Annotated in this window: 18 protein-coding genes; 13 read left to right on the forward strand and 5 right to left on the reverse strand. The window is 68.2% G+C overall.

Annotated features, from left to right (window positions below; genetic code table 11):
- The first annotated feature begins 51 nt into the window (after window positions 1-51).
- Window positions 52-1,578 carry a threonine ammonia-lyase, biosynthetic gene (gene ilvA, locus ABJK40_RS01820; RefSeq protein WP_348478103.1) on the forward strand — a complete coding sequence of 509 codons (1,527 nt, stop codon included), beginning with the start codon at window positions 52-54 and terminating at the stop codon, window positions 1,576-1,578.
- 109 nt (window positions 1,579-1,687) lie between these two features.
- Window positions 1,688-2,290 carry a TetR/AcrR family transcriptional regulator gene (locus ABJK40_RS01825; RefSeq protein ID WP_348478104.1) on the forward strand — a complete coding sequence of 201 codons (603 nt, stop codon included), beginning with the start codon at window positions 1,688-1,690 and terminating at the stop codon, window positions 2,288-2,290.
- A gap of 61 nt (window positions 2,291-2,351) precedes the next feature.
- Here ABJK40_RS01825 and ABJK40_RS01830 read toward each other — a convergent pair whose 3' ends face one another.
- Window positions 2,352-2,909: a TetR/AcrR family transcriptional regulator gene (locus ABJK40_RS01830; protein WP_348478105.1), complete on the reverse strand. Its 558-nt coding sequence runs from the start codon at window positions 2,907-2,909 to the stop codon at window positions 2,352-2,354.
- Between the two features lie 113 nt (window positions 2,910-3,022).
- On the opposite strand from ABJK40_RS01830, the gene ABJK40_RS01835 reads away from it, so the two are divergent.
- Entirely contained in the window at window positions 3,023-3,766 is a 744-nt protein-coding gene (locus tag ABJK40_RS01835) for an SDR family oxidoreductase (RefSeq protein ID WP_348478106.1), read from the forward strand.
- A gap of 78 nt (window positions 3,767-3,844) precedes the next feature.
- Here the strand turns inward: ABJK40_RS01835 and ABJK40_RS01840 are convergent, their stop codons facing one another.
- Complete coding sequence (locus ABJK40_RS01840) at window positions 3,845-4,276, reverse strand: thioesterase family protein (RefSeq protein ID WP_348478107.1); 432 nt, start codon at window positions 4,274-4,276, stop codon at window positions 3,845-3,847.
- Window positions 4,277-4,357: 81 nt separating this feature from the next.
- Between ABJK40_RS01840 and ybaK the strand changes: the two genes are divergently transcribed.
- Window positions 4,358-4,837, forward strand: coding sequence for a Cys-tRNA(Pro) deacylase (gene ybaK, locus ABJK40_RS01845; protein WP_348478108.1), 480 nt, complete (start codon window positions 4,358-4,360; stop codon window positions 4,835-4,837).
- 145 nt (window positions 4,838-4,982) lie between these two features.
- Here the strand turns inward: ybaK and ABJK40_RS01850 are convergent, their stop codons facing one another.
- Both ABJK40_RS01850 and ABJK40_RS01855 read right to left on the reverse strand, forming a co-directional pair.
- Entirely contained in the window at window positions 4,983-5,369 is a 387-nt protein-coding gene (locus tag ABJK40_RS01850; protein WP_348478109.1) for a hypothetical protein, read from the reverse strand.
- A gap of 61 nt (window positions 5,370-5,430) precedes the next feature.
- On the reverse strand, window positions 5,431-6,294 hold the full coding sequence (locus ABJK40_RS01855) for a M48 family metalloprotease (protein WP_348478110.1): 864 nt from the start codon (window positions 6,292-6,294) through the stop codon (window positions 5,431-5,433).
- Window positions 6,295-6,484: 190 nt separating this feature from the next.
- Between ABJK40_RS01855 and ABJK40_RS01860 the strand changes: the two genes are divergently transcribed.
- From ABJK40_RS01860 to ABJK40_RS01875, 4 genes are all read left to right on the forward strand, one after another.
- On the forward strand, window positions 6,485-8,194 hold the full coding sequence (locus ABJK40_RS01860; protein ID WP_348478111.1) for an HD domain-containing phosphohydrolase: 1,710 nt from the start codon (window positions 6,485-6,487) through the stop codon (window positions 8,192-8,194).
- 170 nt (window positions 8,195-8,364) lie between these two features.
- The gene (locus tag ABJK40_RS01865; protein WP_348478112.1) at window positions 8,365-8,694 is read left to right on the forward strand and encodes a 4Fe-4S binding protein; all 330 of its coding nucleotides are present in this window, start codon (window positions 8,365-8,367) and stop codon (window positions 8,692-8,694) included.
- Between the two features lie 175 nt (window positions 8,695-8,869).
- A complete protein-coding gene (locus ABJK40_RS01870) occupies window positions 8,870-9,382 on the forward strand; it encodes a glycine/sarcosine/betaine reductase selenoprotein B family protein (RefSeq protein ID WP_348478113.1) in 513 nt (170 codons plus the stop codon).
- 18 nt (window positions 9,383-9,400) lie between these two features.
- Window positions 9,401-9,748 (forward strand): hypothetical protein, encoded by a 348-nt coding sequence (locus ABJK40_RS01875; RefSeq protein WP_348478114.1) that lies wholly within the window; start codon window positions 9,401-9,403, stop codon window positions 9,746-9,748.
- 160 nt (window positions 9,749-9,908) lie between these two features.
- On the opposite strand, the gene ABJK40_RS01880 is transcribed toward ABJK40_RS01875, so the two are convergent.
- Window positions 9,909-11,375, reverse strand: a complete 1,467-nt coding sequence (locus tag ABJK40_RS01880; protein WP_348478115.1) for an AMP-binding protein — start codon at window positions 11,373-11,375, stop codon at window positions 9,909-9,911.
- A gap of 157 nt (window positions 11,376-11,532) precedes the next feature.
- On the opposite strand from ABJK40_RS01880, the gene ABJK40_RS01885 reads away from it, so the two are divergent.
- The 5 genes from ABJK40_RS01885 (at window position 11,533) to ABJK40_RS01905 (ending at window position 20,237) form a co-directional block, all read left to right on the forward strand.
- Window positions 11,533-12,303: an alpha/beta fold hydrolase gene (locus tag ABJK40_RS01885; RefSeq protein ID WP_348478116.1), complete on the forward strand. Its 771-nt coding sequence runs from the start codon at window positions 11,533-11,535 to the stop codon at window positions 12,301-12,303.
- Between the two features lie 8 nt (window positions 12,304-12,311).
- Window positions 12,312-13,424, forward strand: coding sequence for a prolipoprotein diacylglyceryl transferase (gene lgt, locus ABJK40_RS01890; protein WP_348478117.1), 1,113 nt, complete (start codon window positions 12,312-12,314; stop codon window positions 13,422-13,424).
- A 71-nt stretch (window positions 13,425-13,495) separates the two neighbouring features.
- Window positions 13,496-15,412, forward strand: a complete 1,917-nt coding sequence (locus ABJK40_RS01895; protein ID WP_348478118.1) for a vanadium-dependent haloperoxidase — start codon at window positions 13,496-13,498, stop codon at window positions 15,410-15,412.
- Window positions 15,413-15,534: 122 nt separating this feature from the next.
- A complete protein-coding gene (locus ABJK40_RS01900; RefSeq protein ID WP_348510129.1) occupies window positions 15,535-17,652 on the forward strand; it encodes an alpha-galactosidase in 2,118 nt (705 codons plus the stop codon).
- 32 nt (window positions 17,653-17,684) lie between these two features.
- Complete coding sequence (locus ABJK40_RS01905; protein ID WP_348478120.1) at window positions 17,685-20,237, forward strand: hypothetical protein; 2,553 nt, start codon at window positions 17,685-17,687, stop codon at window positions 20,235-20,237.
- Window positions 20,238-20,262: the final 25 nt, after the last annotated feature.

Genomic DNA, 20,262 nt, shown 5'->3' on the forward strand with positions numbered 1-20,262 from the left:
CGATGGCGGCGCCTCGCACGCAGCGCTCTCCGGGGGGACCAGACTGCACGGATGAGCGACACGCACGTGGACGACGTCGACTACCTCCGGCGGATCCTCAACGCCCAGGTGTACGACGTGGCGATCGAGACGCCGCTCGAACCGGCGACCGATCTGTCGCGGCGCTTCGGCAACCGCATCCTGCTCAAGCGCGAGGACCTGCAGGAGGTGTTCTCCTTCAAACTGCGTGGTGCGTACAACAAGATGGCGCAGATGACGGCCGAGCAACGCTCTCGCGGAGTGATCGCCGCCTCCGCCGGCAACCACGCTCAGGGCGTCGCGCTCGCGGCGAACGAACTCGGGTGCCGGGCGGTGATCGTGATGCCCACGACCGCGCCGTCACTGAAGATCGACGCCGTGCTGGCGCGCGGTGCCGAGGTCGTGCTGCACGGCGAGTCCTACAGCGAGTCGCAGGCGCACGCCGAACGACTCTGCGCGGAGGGTGGCCTCACGTTCGTGCATCCCTTCGACGACCCCGACGTGATCGCCGGACAGGGCACGATCGGAATGGAGATCCTTCGCCAGCACGGCCGACCGATCCATGCGATCTTCGCGGCGATCGGTGGGGGCGGGCTGATCTCGGGGATCGCGGCATACGTCAAGCAGGTTCGCCCGGAGATCCGGATCATCGGGGTGCAGCACGTGGAGTCCGATGCGATGCGACGGTCGGTCGCAGCCGGGGAGCGGATCGAACTCGCCGACGTCGGACTGTTCTCCGACGGCACGGCGGTGAAGCAGGTGGGCGTCGAGACGCTGCGACTCGTCGAGCACTACGTCGACGACATCCTGGTGGTCGACACCGACGAGACGTGTGCGGCGATCAAGGACGTGTTCACCGCCACCCGAACGCTCCTGGAGCCCGCGGGAGCGCTCGCGATCGCCGGGTTGAAGAAGTACGTCGAGACGACGGGCGTCACCGGCGAGACGCTGGTGGCCGTGTCGTGCGGTGCGAACATGAACTTCGATCGACTGCGGTTCGTGTCCGAACGTGCCGAGATCGGCGAGCGGCGAGAGGCCGTGTTCGCCGTCACCATCCCGGAACGGCCGGGGAGCTTCCGCCGATTCTGCGAACTCGTCGGAGGGCGCAACGTCACCGAGTTCAACTACCGGATCAGCGACGACACCACAGCGCACGTGTTCGTCGGCGTGAGCATCGGGTCGCGTGCCGAAGCCGACGAACTCGCGGACACCTTCCGTTCCGACGGCTTCGACACACTCGACCTGACCGATGACGAACTGGCCAAGGTCCACCTGCGTCACCTCGTGGGCGGCAAGTCCGAACTTGCCTCCGACGAGGTGTTGCATCGCTTCGAGTTCCCCGAACGGCCGGGAGCACTCCTCAACTTCCTCGGGTCGATGCAGCCGAACTGGAACATCTCGCTCTTCCACTACCGCAACCACGGCTCCGACAGCGGCCGGGTCCTGGTCGGAATGCAGGTCCCTGCGTCGGACGCCCGAGCCTTCGACGACTTCCTCGAACACCTCGGGTACCGCCACTGGGACGAGACGCACAACCCCGCGTATCGCCTCTTCCTCTGAGACGTCGAGTGGTCGGAACGCCACGAAAAGTGACCTCGTGTCACGCGACGTTCCTTGTCATGGATAGTGTCAGTGGTGTACGAGGACTCATCAACGGGAGTGGAGAGCCATGATCATCGACGAGACAGTCGCAACAGTCGACGGACGGACCCAGCGGCGGCGCCGCAACATCGACGCCGTCGTCGATTCGGTCATCGAACTCGCACGTGCCGGAAACCTCGATCCGACCTCGGAGGAGATCGCCGCCCTGGCCGGGATCTCCCACCGTTCCATCTACCGGTACTACGACACGCGTGCCGAGTTGCTCGATGCTGCGGTCGTGCGCGCATTCGACGCCGTGTCCGCCGAGGTCTTCCACGACGATGCGCGCAACGGCTCCTTCGACGAGCGTGTGGAGTGGTTCGTCGCCGCTCGTATGGAGATGTACCGCCGACTCCGCTCGGTGGTCCGCATGGAGGTCGCCCACGCCGCGGTCGACTCCTCGGGCACCCCGGGGGTCGACCGGGCGCGTGCCGCCCTCCGGACGCGGCTGGTCGACGTGTTCATCGCCGAGTTCGATCGCTACGAGCCCGAGGAACGGCGCCTCGTCGCCGCCGTGGTCGATGCGGCGTTCCAGTTCGAGGCGCTGGAGTACCTCGACGCGAATGCGGGTCTCGACGACGATCAGGTCCAGCGTGCGCTGGCCCTGAATCTCCGCCGCCACCTCGCCTGACGGCCGAGGTCAGCCGTGAGTGTCCGGTGGAGTCCGTTCGGGGCCACCGCGACGTCCTGGATCAGTCGGTGCGGAGCGCGTCGAAGGCTTTCGCCAGCAAGCGGTCGAGCGACTTCTTGCTCGCGGCGTCGCCGTGCCAGCGCAACAGTGCCGCGGTGAGGACACCGATGGCTGCGGCGGCGCGGGCGTCGTCCTTCGCGCCGCCCGACTTCCCACGTCGTGCCGCGAAGGCTGCGGCGATGTCGGTGCGCTGATCGAGCAACTGACGTTCCCACGCGTGCATCAGCGGGTCGTTGGCGACGATCAGACCCAACTCGACCGCTGCGGTGGGGTCTGCCTGCCAGACGTCGACCGCTGCCCGCCGGAACGCATCGGCCCACGTGGTCTCACCGGTCTCGCGGAGGCGTTCGAGCAGGTGGGCGGGTCGCGAGGAGGACAGGACGAGCGCCTCCTTCGTCCCGAAGTACCGGTAGACGGTCGACGGCGACACGCTCGAGCGAGCGGCGATCTGTTCGACCGTGACCGCGTCGAACCCATGGGTGGACATCAGGTCGAAGGCGACGGCGCGCACCTGCTCCATTGCCGCCTGCCGGTTGCGTTCCCGAAGGGTGACCGTCATCGCCGACACGGTAGTCGCTCGCAACTCGGCACTCGGGCTCCCGTCGGCGTTCGGCGCAGTCCGCCACGCTCCCGGTAGAGGGAACCGAGGTCCGTGGATCTACCTTCGGGGGCATGACTGCATCGGAGTTCGAGGGACGGGTGGCGATCGTGACGGGGTCGTCGAGCGGGATCGGCGAGGAGACCGCCCGTCGTCTGTCGTCGCTCGGTGCGACGGTCGTGGTCAACTCGGCGTCGTCGGTCGAGGCCGGCGAGGCGGTGTCGTCGGCCCTTCCGGGCGAGTCGATGTACGTGCAGGCCGACATCGCCGACCAGGCGCAGGGTCGGGCCCTCGTCGATCGCACGATCGAGGCGTACGGCCGTCTCGACTTCCTGGTCAACAACGCCGGATGGACCACGTCGGTCGCGCACCACGATCTCGACGCCCTCACCGACGAGATCTTCCAGAAGACGTTCGACGTCAACGTGTTCGGGACGTGGTGGCTGACGAAGTACGCGATCCCGCACCTGCGTGAGTCCGACGCTGCGAACATCGTCAACATCACCTCGATCGCCGGGGTCCGCCCGGTCGGATCGTCCATGGCGTACTCGATGACCAAGGCCGCACTGAACCAGATGACGGTGCTGCTGGCGAAGAGCTACGGCCCGATCCGCGTCAACGCCGTCGCTCCCGGTCTGGTGGCCACGCCGTGGACGGCGGACTGGCAGGACCAGCACGACGCCGTCGCGGCGATCGCGCCGGTACCTCGTTCGGCGACACCCGAGGACTGCGCCGAGGCCGTGCTGGCGCTGCTTCGCAACACGTACGTCAGTGGCGAGATCTTCGTCGTCGACGGCGGCCTGACCCAACGCATGTGACGCGTCGACCGGCTTCGGTGAGCCTCCGTCGGCCTGGCGGCGACGACGACTCACCGAACGCGCGCAGGCCGCCCCGGGTCAGCGGGTGACGGACCGTTCCGTGAGCCAGGCGGGGAGGCGTGTCGGTCGGCCCAGCAGCGTCGTGCAGCCGTGGACGGTCACGCCCGTCGTGCGCGCCTGGCCGTCGACCTCGACGAGGTAGCTCATCTGGAACGTGGCACGGGTCGCGGCGGCCAGAGCGACGTGGACGGTGAGCACCTCGTCGAACCTGCACGGTTGGCGGTACTGGACGAACGACTCGAGCACCGGTGATTCCAGCCCGGCGGAGCGCCACTCGGTGAACGGGTGTCCGATGTGCGCAAGGAACGCCACCCGCGTCTCCTCGAAGTAGGCGAGGTAGTTCGAGTGGTGCACGATCGCCATGGCATCGGTCTCCACGAACCGCACGCGGATGTCGTGGGCGAACTCGTAGTCCTGCGGGTCGGTGGAGGGATCGACGGTCAGACGCACGTGATGAGTCTGCCGCGAAAGCCGATGCACCCGATCCCGACCTGTCATCCGGTGTCAGACACCGTTTGACAGACTGGGGTGGTGACACCTGCGGTCGTGCTGTTGGAGGACAAGGGTGTGACATTCGGGGTGCACGAGTACGACCGAGGCGACGGTCTGCGCGACTTCGGGCGGGAGGCTGCAGAAGCGCTCGGGCTCGAACACGACCAGGTGTTCAAGACGCTGCTGGTCGACACCGAAGGTGGTGACGCCCCGCGTGACCCGGTCGTGGTGGTCGTACCGGTGAGTTGCATGGTCTCGATGAAGCTGGTCGCGGCGGCGGTCGGCGCCAAGAAGGCGGCGATGTGCGACCCGGCCGCGGCGGAACGGATCACCGGATACGTCGTCGGCGGCATCAGCCCGCTCGGCCAGCGCAAGTTGCTGCGGACCGTGCTCGACGAGAGCGTCGAACTGTTCGACACGATCTACGTCAGCGGCGGGCGGCGCGGCCTCGACATCTCACTGGCACCCAGGGACCTGGCCGACCTTCTCGACGCCGTCGTCGCCCCGATCACCGCCTGAGGTTCGCGCCCGGGACCCACCCGGTTCCATGTACGAGATCTCCGAAATGTCAGGCTGGGCTGACAGGACATCGGTCGATGTCAGGCCAGCCTGACATTCGAGGAGGTCGGCACCTGGAGCCGATCGGCTCGAGACGATCCGTTCGTCAGCGGATCGCCGCCGCCATCGACTGTGCCTGGTACACCAACTGGCGTGCGTGAGCCACGGCGTGGGGCGAGTTCGCCGGGAGTTGCACGACGTGGAACAGGTTGCCCGAGCGGACCGTCACCTCCGTGTAGCCGCTGGTCTGGTTCTCCTTGACGATCAGGAACAGCAGTCCGAGCAGACAGAACACGATGCCGAGGACCGCCATCACGATCGCCCACGTGGGGGTGGTCTGGGTGACGAACGTGCGGTCCTGCACCGTCCACTGCGATTCACGCAGGGGCGCTGTGCCGTTCGGTGTGACGACCCAGGACGGCGACACGCCGATGTCGCCGATCGTCAGGACGAACTGCTCGGGCTGAGCCGGAACGGCGTACTGATTCGTCATCGGGTCGACAGTAGTCCGCAGTGCCGACGCCGTGACGTGAACGGCCGGGCCCGTCCGAGGATCAACGCGCCGGATGGCGCAGGAGCGCTTCGATGCGGGCGACGCGGGTGCGAGCCGACGGATGCGACGACGCCACACGGGCACGCCAGCCGACCGGCCGCGGAGTGTGGTGAGCAGCGAGCACCCGTCGCAGCGCGCTCGCCAACTCCCGGCCGAACCCCATCCGGACCGCACGGCGGTCGGCGTCGAACTCCGAGCCGTGTCCGACCAGGTTGCCGATCGCCACGCCGGCGCGGATCGCCGCGGTGAACACCCACGACACGGCGCGGATCGCCACCGCGGCCACGTTGGTGATCGCATCGATCGCCGGTGAGTCCTTGCCATAGCTCTCGCGTGCAGCGATCGCCACGTTCTCCAGGAACACGCCGATGCGAGCGAGCAGGACGACCGGCGTCGACAGCCAGTGTCCGATGGTGATCGCCACGGTGTGCAACCCGAGGTGATGGCTCAACTCGTGTGCCAGAACACCTTGCAGTTCGGGCGTGGTCAACTCGTCGACGGCGAACGACGTGACCACCACCAGGTGGCCGCCGCAGGCGAACGCGTTGAGTTCGTCGGACGGCAGGATGCGGACCACGTACCGGTCGTCGCGGACCTTGCTCGCCCGCACGATCTCGTTCCACAGCGGTGCGATCGCCGCCTCCTCGTGCGGCGTCGGCACGCGCGCTCCCATGATCGGGGTCAGCACGAGGATCTGGAATCGGCGAACGAAGAGCAGCGGGCCCGTGGCGGCGAATCCGATGAGGACCCACACGAACGGCACCCAGAACGAGAACGGCAGCCACAGGACGAACAGCGCAAGCACGCTGAAGGGGGCCATGGCGACGACCGGAAGGAACGCGAGGAGCGCAGACCGCTGGGTCATCCCCGATCAGGATACGAAGCGGTTGCCCGTGCGCGCCGGAGGTGGACGGATCCCGGTACTGCGCCGACGTCGCTCGCTCGACTGGATCTCAAGACCATGACCGACCGTGCCGATAGACAACCGTTACCCACGAACAACCGCCGACATGCCCACGAGCTGGGTCGCGAAGTAGGACCGAGTGCAGGATTCGATGACAACCGATCAGAATCGAGTTCGGGCACTGCTCGATCAGGTCGCAGCGTGCCGGTCGACCGACGCCACGCTCGCTCGCAAGATCGCCCTCGACGCTCGCGTCCAGGCGCGCGCCAGCGGACTCGTGCTCGACGAAGCCGAAGCTCTGTATCAACTGGCCTCGATCGCACATCAGCACCAGCAGGCCGACGACGCATTCGCGCTCGCGTCGGAGGCGGTCAACCTCGCCGACACCGGCACCGCGAACCTCACGCACGCATGGTCGCTGCATCTGATCGGGGTGGTGCACTACCAGGCGAGCAACTTCGCATCGGCGCTCGAATCCTGTCTGCTCGCGATCCAGGTGTACCGGGCGACCGGAGACGACATCAACGAGGGCAAGATCCTCCACACGATCGCCGCGATCTACCAGTCGATGGGCGACTACGACCGGGCCATCACCACCTACGAGAGTGCCCTTGCCATCAACGAGCCGCTGAGTCGCAAGGACCTCGACGCGATGGTGATGGGCAACCTCGCTCGCATCCGCGGTCGTCGCGGCGAATACCTCCCCGCCGTCAGCCTCGGTCGCAAGGCGGTCGAACTGGCCCGCGAGCACGCACCGCACCTCGTCGGTGGGCTGCTGGCCGATCTCGCCGAGGCATACGTCGGCCTCGCCGACCATGCGAGCGCAGCCTTGTGCTTCGCCGAGGCGCGTGCCGACTGGGAGTACCGGACCGCCGACGGCGGCGAGTTGAGCCCGACCGAGCAACTCGGCGTGATGGTGTCGGAAGGACGCGTCGCTCTGCGCAGTGGCCAGGTCGACGACGCGATCGCCTCGCTGTCCGCGGCGCTCGATCTCGCCGACCGGACCGACATGCGCGAGACCGAATTGGAGATCCACGATCACCTGGCAACCGCCTACAAGCAGGTGGGGCGGTTCACCGAAGCGCTCGAGCATCGCGAACGCCACTTCGCCCTCCACCGCGAGATCTTCACCGACGCTGCCGACCTGCGTCTGCGCACGCTGCAGGTCTCCCACGACAACCAGACCGCGCGCCACCGTGCCGAGATCACGCGGCTCCAGACTTCGGAGCTCGTGGCCAACTTCGCCGTCGATCACGTGGACGTCGACGCGTATCACCTCGAGGCGTTCGAACGTCTGGCATCGCTGGCCGAGTTCCGCGGGGGGAACACCACCAAGCACACCGCGACCGTGGGCGACCTCGCCGCCGAGATCGCGCACGCGATCGGCGAGGCTCCGGACTGGGCGGAGCAACTGCGACTGGCGGCGCGACTCCACGACATCGGCAAGGTCGCGATCGCCGACTCGGTGCTGCTCAAGCCGGGGCCGCTCGACATCGACGAGTTCAACGAGGTCAAGCAGCACACCGTGCTGGGCCGGCGACTCCTGTCGGGCGTGTCGACCGATCTGTTCGAACTCGCGGCCGAAGCAGCATGGACGCACCACGAGTGGTGGGACGGCTCCGGCTACCCGAACGCACTGAGCGGGAACGACATCCCGCTGTCCGGACGGATCGTGGCGATCGCCGACGTGTACGACTCGCTCGCCACGCGACGCATCTACAAGCGCGAGTGGAGCCTCGAGGAGGCCGTGCGTTTCGTCGCCTCGGGCAGTGGAGCGCAGTTCGACCCGCGCCTCGTCGACGCCTTCGTGTCGGTGATGCGTGCCCGCAACCCCGACCTCGCCGCCGACACCGGCACCTGAGGGGCAGACACCGCAACACCTCCGCGGGGTGATCGGTGTCAGACACCGATCACCTCCGCAACGCCTGGCCGATCGGATCGTCGGACGCGGTCGGGGGAGGGTGACATCTCGTCGGGTGATCCGGTGGGCCGGTGGGCCACCGGCGGCGGGTGGACCCTAAGGTCGTGTCGATGAGTGGGCCCTCACCCGATACGGCGACGACGCGCGATCAGCGGATCGAGGGGCGCGTCCGCAACGACAAGTGGCAGAACCCGCCGCTGTGGATCGACATGCTCGACTGCATCAACTGCGACGCGTGTCTCCGTGCGTGCCCACCGACGTTCGGTGCGATCTTCAACCACGGTCCCGACGTCGTGATCATCCCCGAGCTGTGCAGCGGCTGCGACAAGTGCGTGCCGGCGTGCCCGGTCGACTGCATCCACCCGAACCCGGACTGGAGCCCCGCCGACGTGCCCGCCGACTGGTGGACGCTGCCCCGCTCCGACCAGGACCCGTACTGAGGTCGACCGATCTGCGATCGAGCCAGAACATGTGCGATCGAATCCGTCGAGAGGGTCCGTGCGCACGAGTTCGCGACCGGTCGTGGCCGCCGCACCGGCGCCGGATCGTGGGTGCGTGACACCTGACGATCGCGACGTGTCGACCCGGAGCCGGCGCGACGCGTACGGTCGTGGCATGGCAGCACAGGCCGACCGGCAACTCGCACGTCGAAGCTTCGTGTCCTACATCGACAAGTCGCGCGAGTACTACCAGGCGCAGGGATTCGAGCATCCGTACCGCTGGGCGGCGTTCGACGAGGTCCCGTTCTCCCCATCGTCGAAGCCGCTGAACGAGAGTCGGGTCGCCGTGGTGACCACGTCGTTCCTCCACCATCACGACTCGGCGCACGGCGCGCCGGCCACCGGCAAGGTCGTCTACCACCACCCGGTCGCCGAGGTCCCCGCCCGCATGTTCACCGACGACCTGTCGTGGGACAAGCAGGAGACGCACACCGACGACACGGAGTCGTTCCTGCCGCTCGGGGCGCTCCGGTCGCTCGCCGACGACGGTGTGATCGGGTCGCTGAACGGCCGGTTCTTCGGTGTGCCGACGGAGTACAGCCAGCGCAAGACCGGCCTCGACGCCGACGAGATCGCCGCCTGGTGCACCGAGGACGGCGTCGACATCGCACTCCTCGTTCCTCTTTGACCCGTGTGTCACCAGACCGTGAGTCTGGTTGCGCGTCGGTTGGAGGAGTCGGGGATCGTCACGGTGGTGATCGGCAGTGCCCGAGACATCATCGAGGAAGCGGGGGTTCCGAGGTTCGTCTTCGTCGACTTCCCGCTGGGCAATCCGTGCGGCAAGCCGGGCGATCGTGCGATGCAGCGCGAGATCGTGACGCTCGCGCTCGAACTCGCAGGGTCGGCGATCGCTCCACGTACGACGCTCCAGGCTCCCCAGCGATGGGGGAACGACGACTGGCGGGACGCCTTCATGGCTGTCGGCGAACACAACCGCGACGCGTTGGCCCGAGCCGGTGAGGCCCGGCGCGCATACCAGGCCGCCAACCACTGACCGGTCGGTTCGAGGGCTGCGGCGGTGAGTCTGTGTCGGGCCTGGAGCGACGCAGACTCACCGATGGGTTCGGGTGGGCTGTTGCGGTGAGTCCGTGTCGGGCCTGGGGCGACGCAGACTCACCGCACAGACTGGACGGGGCGCTGACCGGGGGCGGGGGTCAGGCGCTGGTCATCCGTTCGGCGCGAAGGGCGGATCGGCGGACCTTGCCGGCGTCGTCACGCAGCGGTTCGTCGACGTACTCGATCGTGCGCGGCAGCTTGTAGGCGACCAGACGCTCCGCGAGGAACGCGAGCAGTTCGGACTCCGGAGCGACATCCGGATCGGCCTGGACGATCGCGTGGACGTCGTTGCCGCGATCGTCGTGAGGGAGGCCGATCACCGCACACGAATGGACGTCGGGATGTTCGTTGAGCGCGTGCTCGACCTCGGCGGGGTAGATGTTCGCGCCGCCGCTGAGGATCATGTCGGCCACCCGGTCGCCGAGGTAGAGGTAGCCGTCGGCATCGAACCATCCGATGTCGCCGAGTGACTCCCAGCCTCCACCGAGGGTCTTGGCGTCGGCACCGACGTACTCGTACGTCGGCGTGCCGCGGGTCGAGCGCATCCACACCTCGCCCTGCTCACCCGCCGCCAGTTCGTTGCCGTTCTCGTCGCAGATCTTCATCTCGCCGGTCGTGACCCGGCCGACCGAGCCGCGATGTTCGAGCCACTCGGTGCCGGTGATGATCGTGACCGCCTGCGCCTCGGTGCCTGCGTACAGCTCGAAGATGCGTTCGGCACCCAGCCAGTCGATCCACTCCTGCTTCAGCCACGCCGGACACGGTTCGGCGAGGTGCCAGACGATGCGGATCGACGACAGGTCGAACCCGAGACGGACCTCGGGGTCGAGACGCAGGATGCGCTTCATCATCGTGGGGACCATGTAGACGATGTCGCAGCCGTGTTCCTCGATCGACGCCAGCGTGGCCTCGGCGTCGAACCGGGGGAGCAGAACGACATGGTTCCCGGCGAGCAGGGCCTGGCAGGCCCACACCGCAGGACCGTTGTGGTAGAGCGGGCCCGGCATCATCATCGCCCCGTCGTGCACCAAGCCGAGGCCGAGGGGAGCGTCGGTGTCGACGACCGCCGGGTCGCCCGACACGATCAGCTTCGGTCGCCCGGTCGACCCGCCCGACGTGGGTGCCTTCCACGCCGGCGACGTGACGTCGGGGAGTGGTTCGTCGGAGATCGCCGGGTCGGGCCGGTACCCGAGTGGGATCGTCGCGGTGCCGGGCGGCAACAGGTCCACGACCGCCTCCGGTGCGCCGACGACGACCTTCGATCCGGCCAGTTCCACGATCGCTGCGAGTTCTCGCGCCGGCAACTTCGCCGACGTGGGTTGTGGCACGGCTCCGAGCATCCAACACGCGATGTACGCCACGAACCAGTCCACCGAGTTCGGCAGTGCCACCGTCACGAAGTCGCCGGGTCCCACGCCCAGATCACGGAGCTCGCGAGCGAGGCGGGTCGCGTCGGACTGCAGGGACCGGCGCGTCAGCGTGTCACCGAGGCAGGTGACGGCGGGACGATCGGGATCGGCCCGAGCGAGGGACTCGAGGCGGGCCGGGAAGGAGAGCAGCGGCATCCGGCGAGTCTGACCGCCGGGCACGCCCGACTCGATGTCGGAGCCGGCGTGTTCCGTGCCGAGCCATCCTCTGCGGTCCGGTCGTCGCGCACGGATCCACCTGTGGGACGCGCATCGGCGCAGGGTCAGGCACGAGCATTCGGAGTAGACAGTGGGGATGAGTCAGACCGATGTGATGCCCGGATGTGAACCGTTCACCCACGAGGGGTCCTCGACCGCCGGGGTGTTGGTGATCCACGGCTTCACGGGCAACCCGTCGTCGATGACGTACCAGGCGCAGGCCTTCGCCGACGCGGGGTACCACGTGGAGCAACCCCGCCTGCCGGGGCACGGCACCACGCTCGAGGACATGATGACCACCGACTGGACGGACTGGTCGGGCGAGGCCGCTGCTGCCTACGACCGGCTCGCCGAGCGAGCCGAGCAGGTCGTCGTGATCGGGTTGAGCATGGGCGGGACGCTGACGCTGTGGACCGGCCTCGAACGCCAGGCCGATCCGAAGTTGAAGGGACTGATCTGCGTCAACGCCGCGACCGCCCCGCAGGGGGAGGACGTGATCGCCATGATCCAGGAGATGATGGACGAGGGCAACGACGTGATGCCGGGTATCGGTTCCGACATCGCCGACCCCGACGTCACCGAGATCGCCTACGAGGGCACCCCGCTGAAGCAGTTGATGTCGCTCTCGAACGACGGGCTCGCTCCGATCACCGGGCGCTACGGCGAACTGAAGGTGCCCGTGCTGATCCTCTCCTCGACCGACGACCACGTCGTCCCGCCGGAGAACAGCGCGCACCTGCGTGACACCGCCGGTGGCGAGGTCGAGTTCGTCACGCTGGAACGCAGCTACCACGTGGCCACACAGGACTACGACCGTGACCTGATCAACCAGCGCAGCCTCGCGTTCATCGAACGCGTCACGAGTTGATCGTGAACATGATCGCTGCGATCCCGAGCCCGTCGTTCAACTCGCTCGACATCGGACCGCTGAGCCTCAACGTCTACGGACTGATGATCGCGGCCGGCGTCGTGGCCGGTGTGTGGCTGTTCGGCAGGCGACTCGAAGAACGCGGTGCCGGCACCTCGGACGACGCGAGTTCGATGGCGATCTGGGCGGTGATCGCCGGAGTGATCGGCGCTCGGCTCTACCACGTCGCCACCGACTGGGATCGCTTCGCCGACAACTACGGGGCGATCCCGAAGATCTGGGAAGGGGGCCTCGGAATTCCCGGCGGTTTGCTGTTCGGAACTGCCGTCGGGCTCCACATGGCGCGCGTCAAGGGAATCGCGTACTCGACCGCCGCCACGTGTGCCGCACCCGCCATTCCGCTCGCGCAGGCGATCGGGCGATGGGGCAACTACTTCAACCAGGAGTTGTACGGCCGAGCGACGGACCTGCCGTGGGCGTTGCAGATCGACCGGGAGCACCTGGTCACGAACCCTGCGACCGGGGAGCAGTTCGACGTCGGGACGACCTTTCACCCGACGTTCCTCTACGAATCGCTGTGGAGCTTCGCGACCGTCGGCCTCCTGCTGTACATCGACCGCCGCTGGCGACCTCGCGGTGGCTCACTGTTCGGCCTGTTCATCGCGATGTACGGCGTCGGTCGGTTCTGGATCGAGGGTCTGCGTGTCGACCCGGCCGACGAAGTCGGACCGTTCCGTTGGAACCAGTGGGTCGCCCTCGCGGCGATCGTGGTTGGGCTCGGTGCGTTCTTCGCACTCCGTCGTCGTCCCGAGGTCGAACCGACACCGCGTGGCCTCGTCGACGGCGTCGCACCGCACGACACGTCCCCCGACACCGACCCCCTCGACGACGGCGAGGGATCCCCGACCCTCGACGACGACCTCATGGACGATGAGCTCGCGGACGACGAGCTCGCAGACGACGATGATCTCGCAGACGACGAGCTCGCAGACGACGACCTTGCGGGAGATGACGATCTCGCGGACGCCGAGGTCGCCGGCGATGCTGACGTCGTCGTCGCCGGTGACGAACCCATTGCTCGGACGCGTGCCAGGCGCGTCGGCACCGACGAACCGGACTGAGCCCACGTGATCGACGGCGGGGTGTCCCGTCTGTCGCCGAACCTCGTCGTCCGTGGGACAGAATCGTGCCGATGCGGCGCTCGATCATCCTGTTGACGGCTCTTGCGCTCGCAGCACCGGCGTGTTCTGCCGGTGACGTCGCCACCGACGCCGACTCGACGGTCACCGAACCGACGGTCACCGAACCGACGGTCGCAGATCCGACGGTCGCAGATCCGGCGACCGAGCCGAGTACGGGGCCGGGCAGCGAGGCGTCGACCACGACCGCCGAGGGTGGGCAGTGTTCGCCCGGCGACGACGCATCGATGCCACGCATGTGGAACGACGCAGCCCTCGATGCGATCCGCGTCGACTTCCCCGCACCGACGGTGCACGCTCGCAACCTGTACCACCTGTCGGCTGCGATGTGGGACGTGTGGCGGGCCTACGAGCCGAACGACACGACCACGTCGGCAGTCTTCGTCGACGAACACCGCGTGGCCGACGACGTGGCCGCAGCCCGCGACGACGCGATCGCCTTCGCGGCACACCGCATCCTCACCCAGCGATACCGGCTCAGCCTGGCCGCACCCGAGACTCGGCTGGCTCTGAACAACTCGTTGTCCACCGCGTGTGGCGCGCAGCCGGACTTCGCCGAGCAGAATCCCGAGAGCGCCGCGGCGTTCGGCGTCGAGATCGCCGACGCGATCCTGGAAGCGTCGTTCGACGACGGGTCACTCGAGGGTGCGGCCTACGTGGACGACGCGTACGAATCGGTCAACCCTCCGCTCGTCGTCGCCGAGTCGGGGACCGAACTGGTCGATCCCGACCGTTGGCAGCCGCTGCTGTTGGAGAACAGCGTGTCCCAGAACGGCGTGCCGCTGCCGGGCGGCCAACAGACCTTCGTCGGGTCGCAGTGGGGGTCGGTCACGCCGTTCGCCATCGACGTCGACGGGCAACCTCCGCTCGATCCCGGACCGCCCCCTCGGATCACCGACCCGGCCACGGCCGAGGAGTATCGCAACCAGGCGGTCGACGTGATCCGGGCGTCGTCGGACCTGCAGGTGGGTGCGGCGAGGATCGACATCGGACCCGGTTCGGACGGCGTCGCCGTGCTCGACTACGAGTCGTCGGGCGGCCACGAGGTCAACCCCGCAACCGGCCTCGCGTACGAGCCCAACGAGGTCGACGCCGCCGACTACTTCCGAGCGATCGCCGAGTACTGGGCCGACGGCCCCACCTCCGAGACGCCCCCCGGCCACTGGAACTCTCTGGCGAACCAGACGTCCGATGCTCTGTTCGCCGACGACGACACGCGTCCGGAGGGAGAACGCCTCGAGTGGGACGTGAAGCTCGGGCTCGCGTTGAACGGGGCGATGCACGACGCCGCCATCGCCGCGTGGGGCAACAAGGGGTTCTACGACTCGGTCCGTCCGATCTCGATGATCCGGTGGATGGCGGAACAGGACGGCGAGACGTCGCTGCCGCTCGTGGAGGGGCTCGTGGAGATCGTCACCGAGGAGTCGTCCGCGATCGGTGAGCGACACGCCGGGTTGCCCGTGGGTGAGACGGCGATCCTGGCCTGGTCCGGTCCGCCCGAACTCGGCGACGTCGAGGTCGCGGGGGTCGCGTGGATTCGCGCCGTCGACTGGCTGCCGTACCAGCGTCCGACCTTCATCACACCCGCATTCGCCGGGTACGTGTCGGGTCACAGCGTTTTCAGCCGAGCGGGCGCAGAGGTGCTCACGAACGTCACCGGATCGGAGTTCTTCCCCGGCGGCCTGCTCACCCGCGACGTCGCGGCGTTCTCGCTGGTCCACGAGCGAGGTCCGAGTGAGGACATCCAGTTGCAGTGGGCCACCTTCCGTGACGCCGCCGACGAGGCGGGCCGGTCGCGCATCTGGGGAGGGATCCACATCCCGGCCGACGACGAGTCCGGACGCGAGATCGGCCGTCGGGTCGGCGAGGCCGCGTGGGAGCGTGCCCAGGTGATCTTCGGCGAGACCTGACGGGCGACGTCGGCTGCGAATCCGGCCGGCCACGCCGTCCCGCCCCGGTCGGCGACGGCCCTGTCGGAACCGGTCGAGCGCCCCGGTCGCAGCTATGGTCGGCTCGATTCCAAGGGGAGTCGATGACGCAGTTCGTCCGTTTGTCACAAGATCACGCCTCCGGGCCGGTGGACGTCGTGGTCGACGTCTCGACGGGTGCGCCGACGATCGTCCACTGGGGTCGCTCGCTGGGCGGGGACATCGATCCGGAGTCGGTCGTCTCGGCGCTGGACCGGCCGGTCGTCCACGGAACGTTCGACACCGTTGCGCCCCTGTCGGTCGTCCCCGAGCACGGGTCCGGATTTCCCGGCCGGCCCGGGCTCGTCGGTCGCCGTGGTGGAGGGCGGGCCTGGGCGCCGCGATTCCGCACCTCGGAGCACCGCGTCGACGGTGACACGCTGGTCGTCGAAGCGGTCGACGAGGTCGCAGGGCTCGCTCTGTCGACGACGATCACGCTGTCCGAGATCCTGCGGGTGACGGTGACCGTGGTCAACACCGCCGAGCGCCGCTACTCACTCGACGCGCTGACGGTCACCTTGCCGATCGCCGAGCACGTCGACGAACTGCTCACGTTCTCGGGCCGTTGGGCGCGCGAGTTCCAGCAGCAGCGTCGCAGTTGGGCCGACGGTTCGTTCTCCGTGGAGAATCGCAGCGGGCGCACGTCGCACGAGGCACCTCCGCTGGTGTTCGCCGGTCGGTCGGGCTTCGGGGAGTGGGACGGTGAGGTCCACGGCGTCCACGTCGCGTGGAGCGGCAACCACACGCTGTTCGCCGAGCGACTCCCCGACGGTCGCCGGTACGTGCAGGCGGGGGAGTTGCTGCATCCGGGCGAGATCGTGCTGGAGCCGGGGGAGTCCTACACGACGCCCGACGTGCTCGGCGTCTACTCTCCCTGTGGCCTCACCCCGGCGTCGTGGCAGTTCCACGCTGCTGTTCGCACACGCGACGCTCATGCGACCGCGCCGCGCCCGGTGCTGCTGAACACGTGGGAGGCGGTGTACTTCGATCACTCCACCGCGAGGCTCACCGAACTCGCCGATGCCGCAGCCGACCTGGGGATCGAACGATTCGTCCTCGACGACGGCTGGTTCGGGTCCCGGCGTGACGACACGAGAGGCCTGGGCGACTGGTGGGTGTCGGACGACGTGTATCCCGATGGTCTGGCACCACTCATCGATCACGTGACGGGGCTCGGCATGCAGTTCGGGATCTGGGTCGAGCCCGAGATGGTGAACCCGGACAGCGACGTGTTCCGCGCACATCCGGACTGGGTGCTGGCGACCGACGGCTACGAACCGGTGCTCGGACGGAACCAACTCGTCCTCGACCTCGCGAACCCCCGGGCCCACGAGTACGTCGAAGGATGCCTCGACGCGCTGCTGTGCGACCACGACGTGTCGTACGTGAAGTGGGACATGAACCGGGACCACGTCCAGGCCAGCGGCCACGGCGGTGCCGCCGGTACCCACGCTCAGACCCGAGCGCTCTACCGACTCCTCGACGATCTCCGAGCCGCGCATCCTGGGGTCGAGTTCGAGTCGTGTGCGAGCGGAGGGGGCCGGGTGGACCACGAGATCCTCCGGCGAGTGGAGCGGGTGTGGACCAGCGACTGCAACGATGCGCTCGAACGCCAGCTGATCCAGCAGGGTGCCTCGATGTTCATCCCACCCGAGGTGATGGGCGCTCACATCGGACCGGCCCGCTCGCACACCACGGCGCGGACCCAGTCACTGGCGTTCCGTGCGGCGACGGCGATCTTCGGTCATCTGGGCGTCGAGTGGAACGTGGCGACGCTGAGCGAATCGGAACGGACGAGGCTGCGGGCGATCATCGCCCTGCACAAGCACCACCGCGAACTGCTGCACGGAGGTGACGCGGTCCGTTTCACGACCGAGGCGGCCTACGTCGCTCGCGGTGTGTACGCCACGGATCGTTCGCACGCGATCGTCTCGTTCGCTCAGCTCACGACGGCGTCGAGCCTGACGCCGCCCCCGTTGCGCATGCCGGGCCTCGACCCCGATGCTCGGTACCGGGTCGAGCACCTGCCCATCCCCGGCGAACGATGGGGTGCGGCGCGGGTGCAGCCGGCATGGCTGAGCGGCGGGATCGCGCTGACGGGTCGCCAACTCGCCGTCCACGGCGTCCAGCCGCCCGTCCTCCATCCCGAGTCCGCCGTCCTCCTCACCCTCACCCGCACCTGACCAGGGTGTGGCAGGGGTCTACTGTTCAGCGGGTGGGGGAGGAGCGCGCGCCGAGTCGGTGGTGGGGGCTCACTGCTCTGGTCCCGCTCGTGCCGTTCCTCGCGATCGGTGCGTTCGTGCCTCCGGGCTACCTGTCACGGCTGTACTTCGCGGGCACGCCGGACCGGTGGGTGTACGCCGCTCGTGGCGGCGGGGCCGCCGGCGGATGGTTCGTGTACGCGCCCGGAAGCGAGACCACGATCGACTCGGTCGATCTGTCCGATGCTCGGATCGCACTCGTCCTCGATCTCGTGTTCCTCTCGTCGTTCGCGGTCGTCGGATTCCTCCTCCTGCGCACCGGGCACCGGTACTGGGCACCGATGCGTCGACGTGGTGACCGCTTCATCTGGCGGCACATGGCGATCGCTGCCGTCGCCGCCGGTGTACTCGATCTGATCGAAACCGGTGCCCAGCTGATCTGGATCGACTCGCTCCCGCCCACGATCGTCACCCACGCCGTCGCCGCGATCGCCTGGTGGAAGTGGATCGCCTACCTCGTCGCTCTCGTCGGCCTCCTCGGTCTGGTGATCGGGCCAGGGCTGGCGCCGGTGATCCGGCCGACGATGCGTCGGATCCTCGGTCTCGCCGACGGGGCACTCGGTGTGCCGCCCGCGCCGACGCGACGAGCCGACGACGTGTCCGATCACGTGCCGGGGGAGGTGCTCGGCATCACGTGTTCGGGTGGTGGCATCCGGTCGGCCGCGGTGATGATCGGTGCGTTCCGCGGGTTGAGCGGCACGGGCACGTTCCAGCGTGCCCGCTGGCTGCACGCGGTGTCCGGTGGCGGCTTCACTGCCGGTGGCTGGCGGGCGACGAGCCATCGGGACGGCCGCGTCGATCTGTTCGGCGAGGACGATCCGTGGTTCCGTCACGTGCGCGAGCGTCGCCGTTACCTCGACAACGGGGTCGGGTCGATCGTCGGCGGGGCCGTCGGTGCCGCGGCGCGCACGGTCGTGGTCCTCGGGAGCGTGGTCTCCGGTGCGGTCCTCGTCGGCTGGCTCGCCGGGAGGCTCACCCGCAACTGGTCGGTGCACCCCGGATTCTCGAACGGCGAGGGCACGGCCACATCGCTGTCGAGCCTGCTGGCGTGGCGTCTCGTCCTGCCCGGGCTGATCCCCGTCGTGTTCGCCGGAATCGTGTTCCTGCTCAGCCGGACGACCTACGACACACGCACACGGGCTCGCGCGACGGCCGTGATCACCTTGGCGGGCGGGGTCGGTGGGCTGCTCCTCGTCGCCCTCGTCGCCGTGCCCGTCGGCATCCGGTACGGGCGGCCCGTGCTGTCGCTGTTGCGCAACGGATCGGCCGAGACCAATGCCGGTGTGCTCGGTCTGCTGTCGGCCGTCGGGTTGATCACTGCGATCCAGAAGCTGCTGACGGCCCAGATCAAGAAGCGGTGGAGTCGACTCGGTGGCGTGGCCCTCGGCGTCGGACTGCTGTTGCTGGCGGGCAAGGTCGCCGACGACCAGGCGAACCTCGAACGCTTCTTCCGTGGATCCTGGGTTCCGGCGGTGGCGGTCGCGTGGCTCGTCGTCGTCGACGTCCTGCCCTCGCACCGGTTGACGCTCAACGGCGTCTACCGCAAACGGCTCGCCGAGACCTTCCTGCCCGGAATCCGATACGCCGACGAGCCGCTGTGGGCGGAGTACCGCAACGATCCGGGACCCGAACTGGTGCTGTGCGGGACCGCCCATTCGAGCACGCTGCAGGCAGGTGGCCTCCCGGCTCTCGGTTTCAGCTTCCGAGCTGCGGGGGTCACCCTGCACGACGGAGCGTCGGCGCAGTGGATCGGGTATCCGGGAGGATCGTCGTGGGAGGGTTACCCGCGCAGCTGGGTGGTGTCGCGTTCGATGGCGCTCGCGGGTGCGGCGTTCGCGTCGGCGATGGGTCGCCAGTCGTACGGAACCACGAACTCGCTGCTCGCCGCCGTCAACTTCCGCCTCGGGATGTGGGTGCCGAACCCGAAGCGCGCCGACTGGTTCATCGATCGCGACCGGTCGCCCCGCATCCACCTCGGATACTTCGTGAAGGAACTGTTCAACCGGTACGACCCGGACGACGACGCGTTCCTCTACGTCGCCGACGGTGGCCATCGCGACAACCTGGGCTTCGTCGAACAACTGCGCGAACGACCCGACCGGATCATCGTCCTCGACGCGAGCGGCGATCGGCCCGGCGGGTTCGGGACGATGAAGGGCGCGATCGAACTCGCCGACGTGGAACTCGACGTGCAGGTCGACATCGACTGGAAGCCGGTCGAGTGGCGCGACCGCGACGTGGCGATCGACTGCGTGACCACGGGCGTGGCCAGCTTCCGGGAGGGACCGGACCGTCGCGTCGTTCATCGCACCCGGCTGATCTATGCCAAAGCGCAGATCAGCGACACCGCCCCTTCCGAACTCCGCCAGTTCGCCGCCGCCAACCCACCGTTCCCCGACTACTCGACGGGGGACCAGTACCTGTCCGAGGTCGAGTTCGATCTGTTGGTGGCGATGGGTGAACACCTGGCCTCACGGATCGAGTCGATCCTCGACGATCGGTCCTGAAGCCGACCTCTGTTGTTTCGTCCGG

It is taken from the genome of Ilumatobacter sp. (genome assembly GCF_039969435.1).
Classification (GTDB): domain Bacteria; phylum Actinomycetota; class Acidimicrobiia; order Acidimicrobiales; family Ilumatobacteraceae; genus Ilumatobacter_A.

Coding starts and splice junctions, on each gene's coding strand:
- ABJK40_RS01830 (WP_348478105.1), bottom strand. CDS start 2,909: ATGACGGTCACCCTTCGGGAACGCAACCGGCAGGCGGCAATGGAGCAG.
- ABJK40_RS01825 (WP_348478104.1), top strand. CDS start 1,688: ATGATCATCGACGAGACAGTCGCAACAGTCGACGGACGGACCCAGCGG.
- lgt (WP_348478117.1), top strand. CDS start 12,312: ATGATCGCTGCGATCCCGAGCCCGTCGTTCAACTCGCTCGACATCGGA.
- ABJK40_RS01885 (WP_348478116.1), top strand. CDS start 11,533: ATGAGTCAGACCGATGTGATGCCCGGATGTGAACCGTTCACCCACGAG.
- ABJK40_RS01865 (WP_348478112.1), top strand. CDS start 8,365: ATGAGTGGGCCCTCACCCGATACGGCGACGACGCGCGATCAGCGGATC.
- ABJK40_RS01860 (WP_348478111.1), top strand. CDS start 6,485: ATGACAACCGATCAGAATCGAGTTCGGGCACTGCTCGATCAGGTCGCA.
- ABJK40_RS01855 (WP_348478110.1), bottom strand. CDS start 6,294: ATGACCCAGCGGTCTGCGCTCCTCGCGTTCCTTCCGGTCGTCGCCATG.
- ABJK40_RS01835 (WP_348478106.1), top strand. CDS start 3,023: ATGACTGCATCGGAGTTCGAGGGACGGGTGGCGATCGTGACGGGGTCG.
- ABJK40_RS01900 (WP_348510129.1), top strand. CDS start 15,535: ATGACGCAGTTCGTCCGTTTGTCACAAGATCACGCCTCCGGGCCGGTG.
- ilvA (WP_348478103.1), top strand. CDS start 52: ATGAGCGACACGCACGTGGACGACGTCGACTACCTCCGGCGGATCCTC.
- ABJK40_RS01895 (WP_348478118.1), top strand. CDS start 13,496: ATGCGGCGCTCGATCATCCTGTTGACGGCTCTTGCGCTCGCAGCACCG.
- ABJK40_RS01880 (WP_348478115.1), bottom strand. CDS start 11,375: ATGCCGCTGCTCTCCTTCCCGGCCCGCCTCGAGTCCCTCGCTCGGGCC.
- ABJK40_RS01870 (WP_348478113.1), top strand. CDS start 8,870: ATGGCAGCACAGGCCGACCGGCAACTCGCACGTCGAAGCTTCGTGTCC.
- ABJK40_RS01850 (WP_348478109.1), bottom strand. CDS start 5,369: ATGACGAATCAGTACGCCGTTCCGGCTCAGCCCGAGCAGTTCGTCCTG.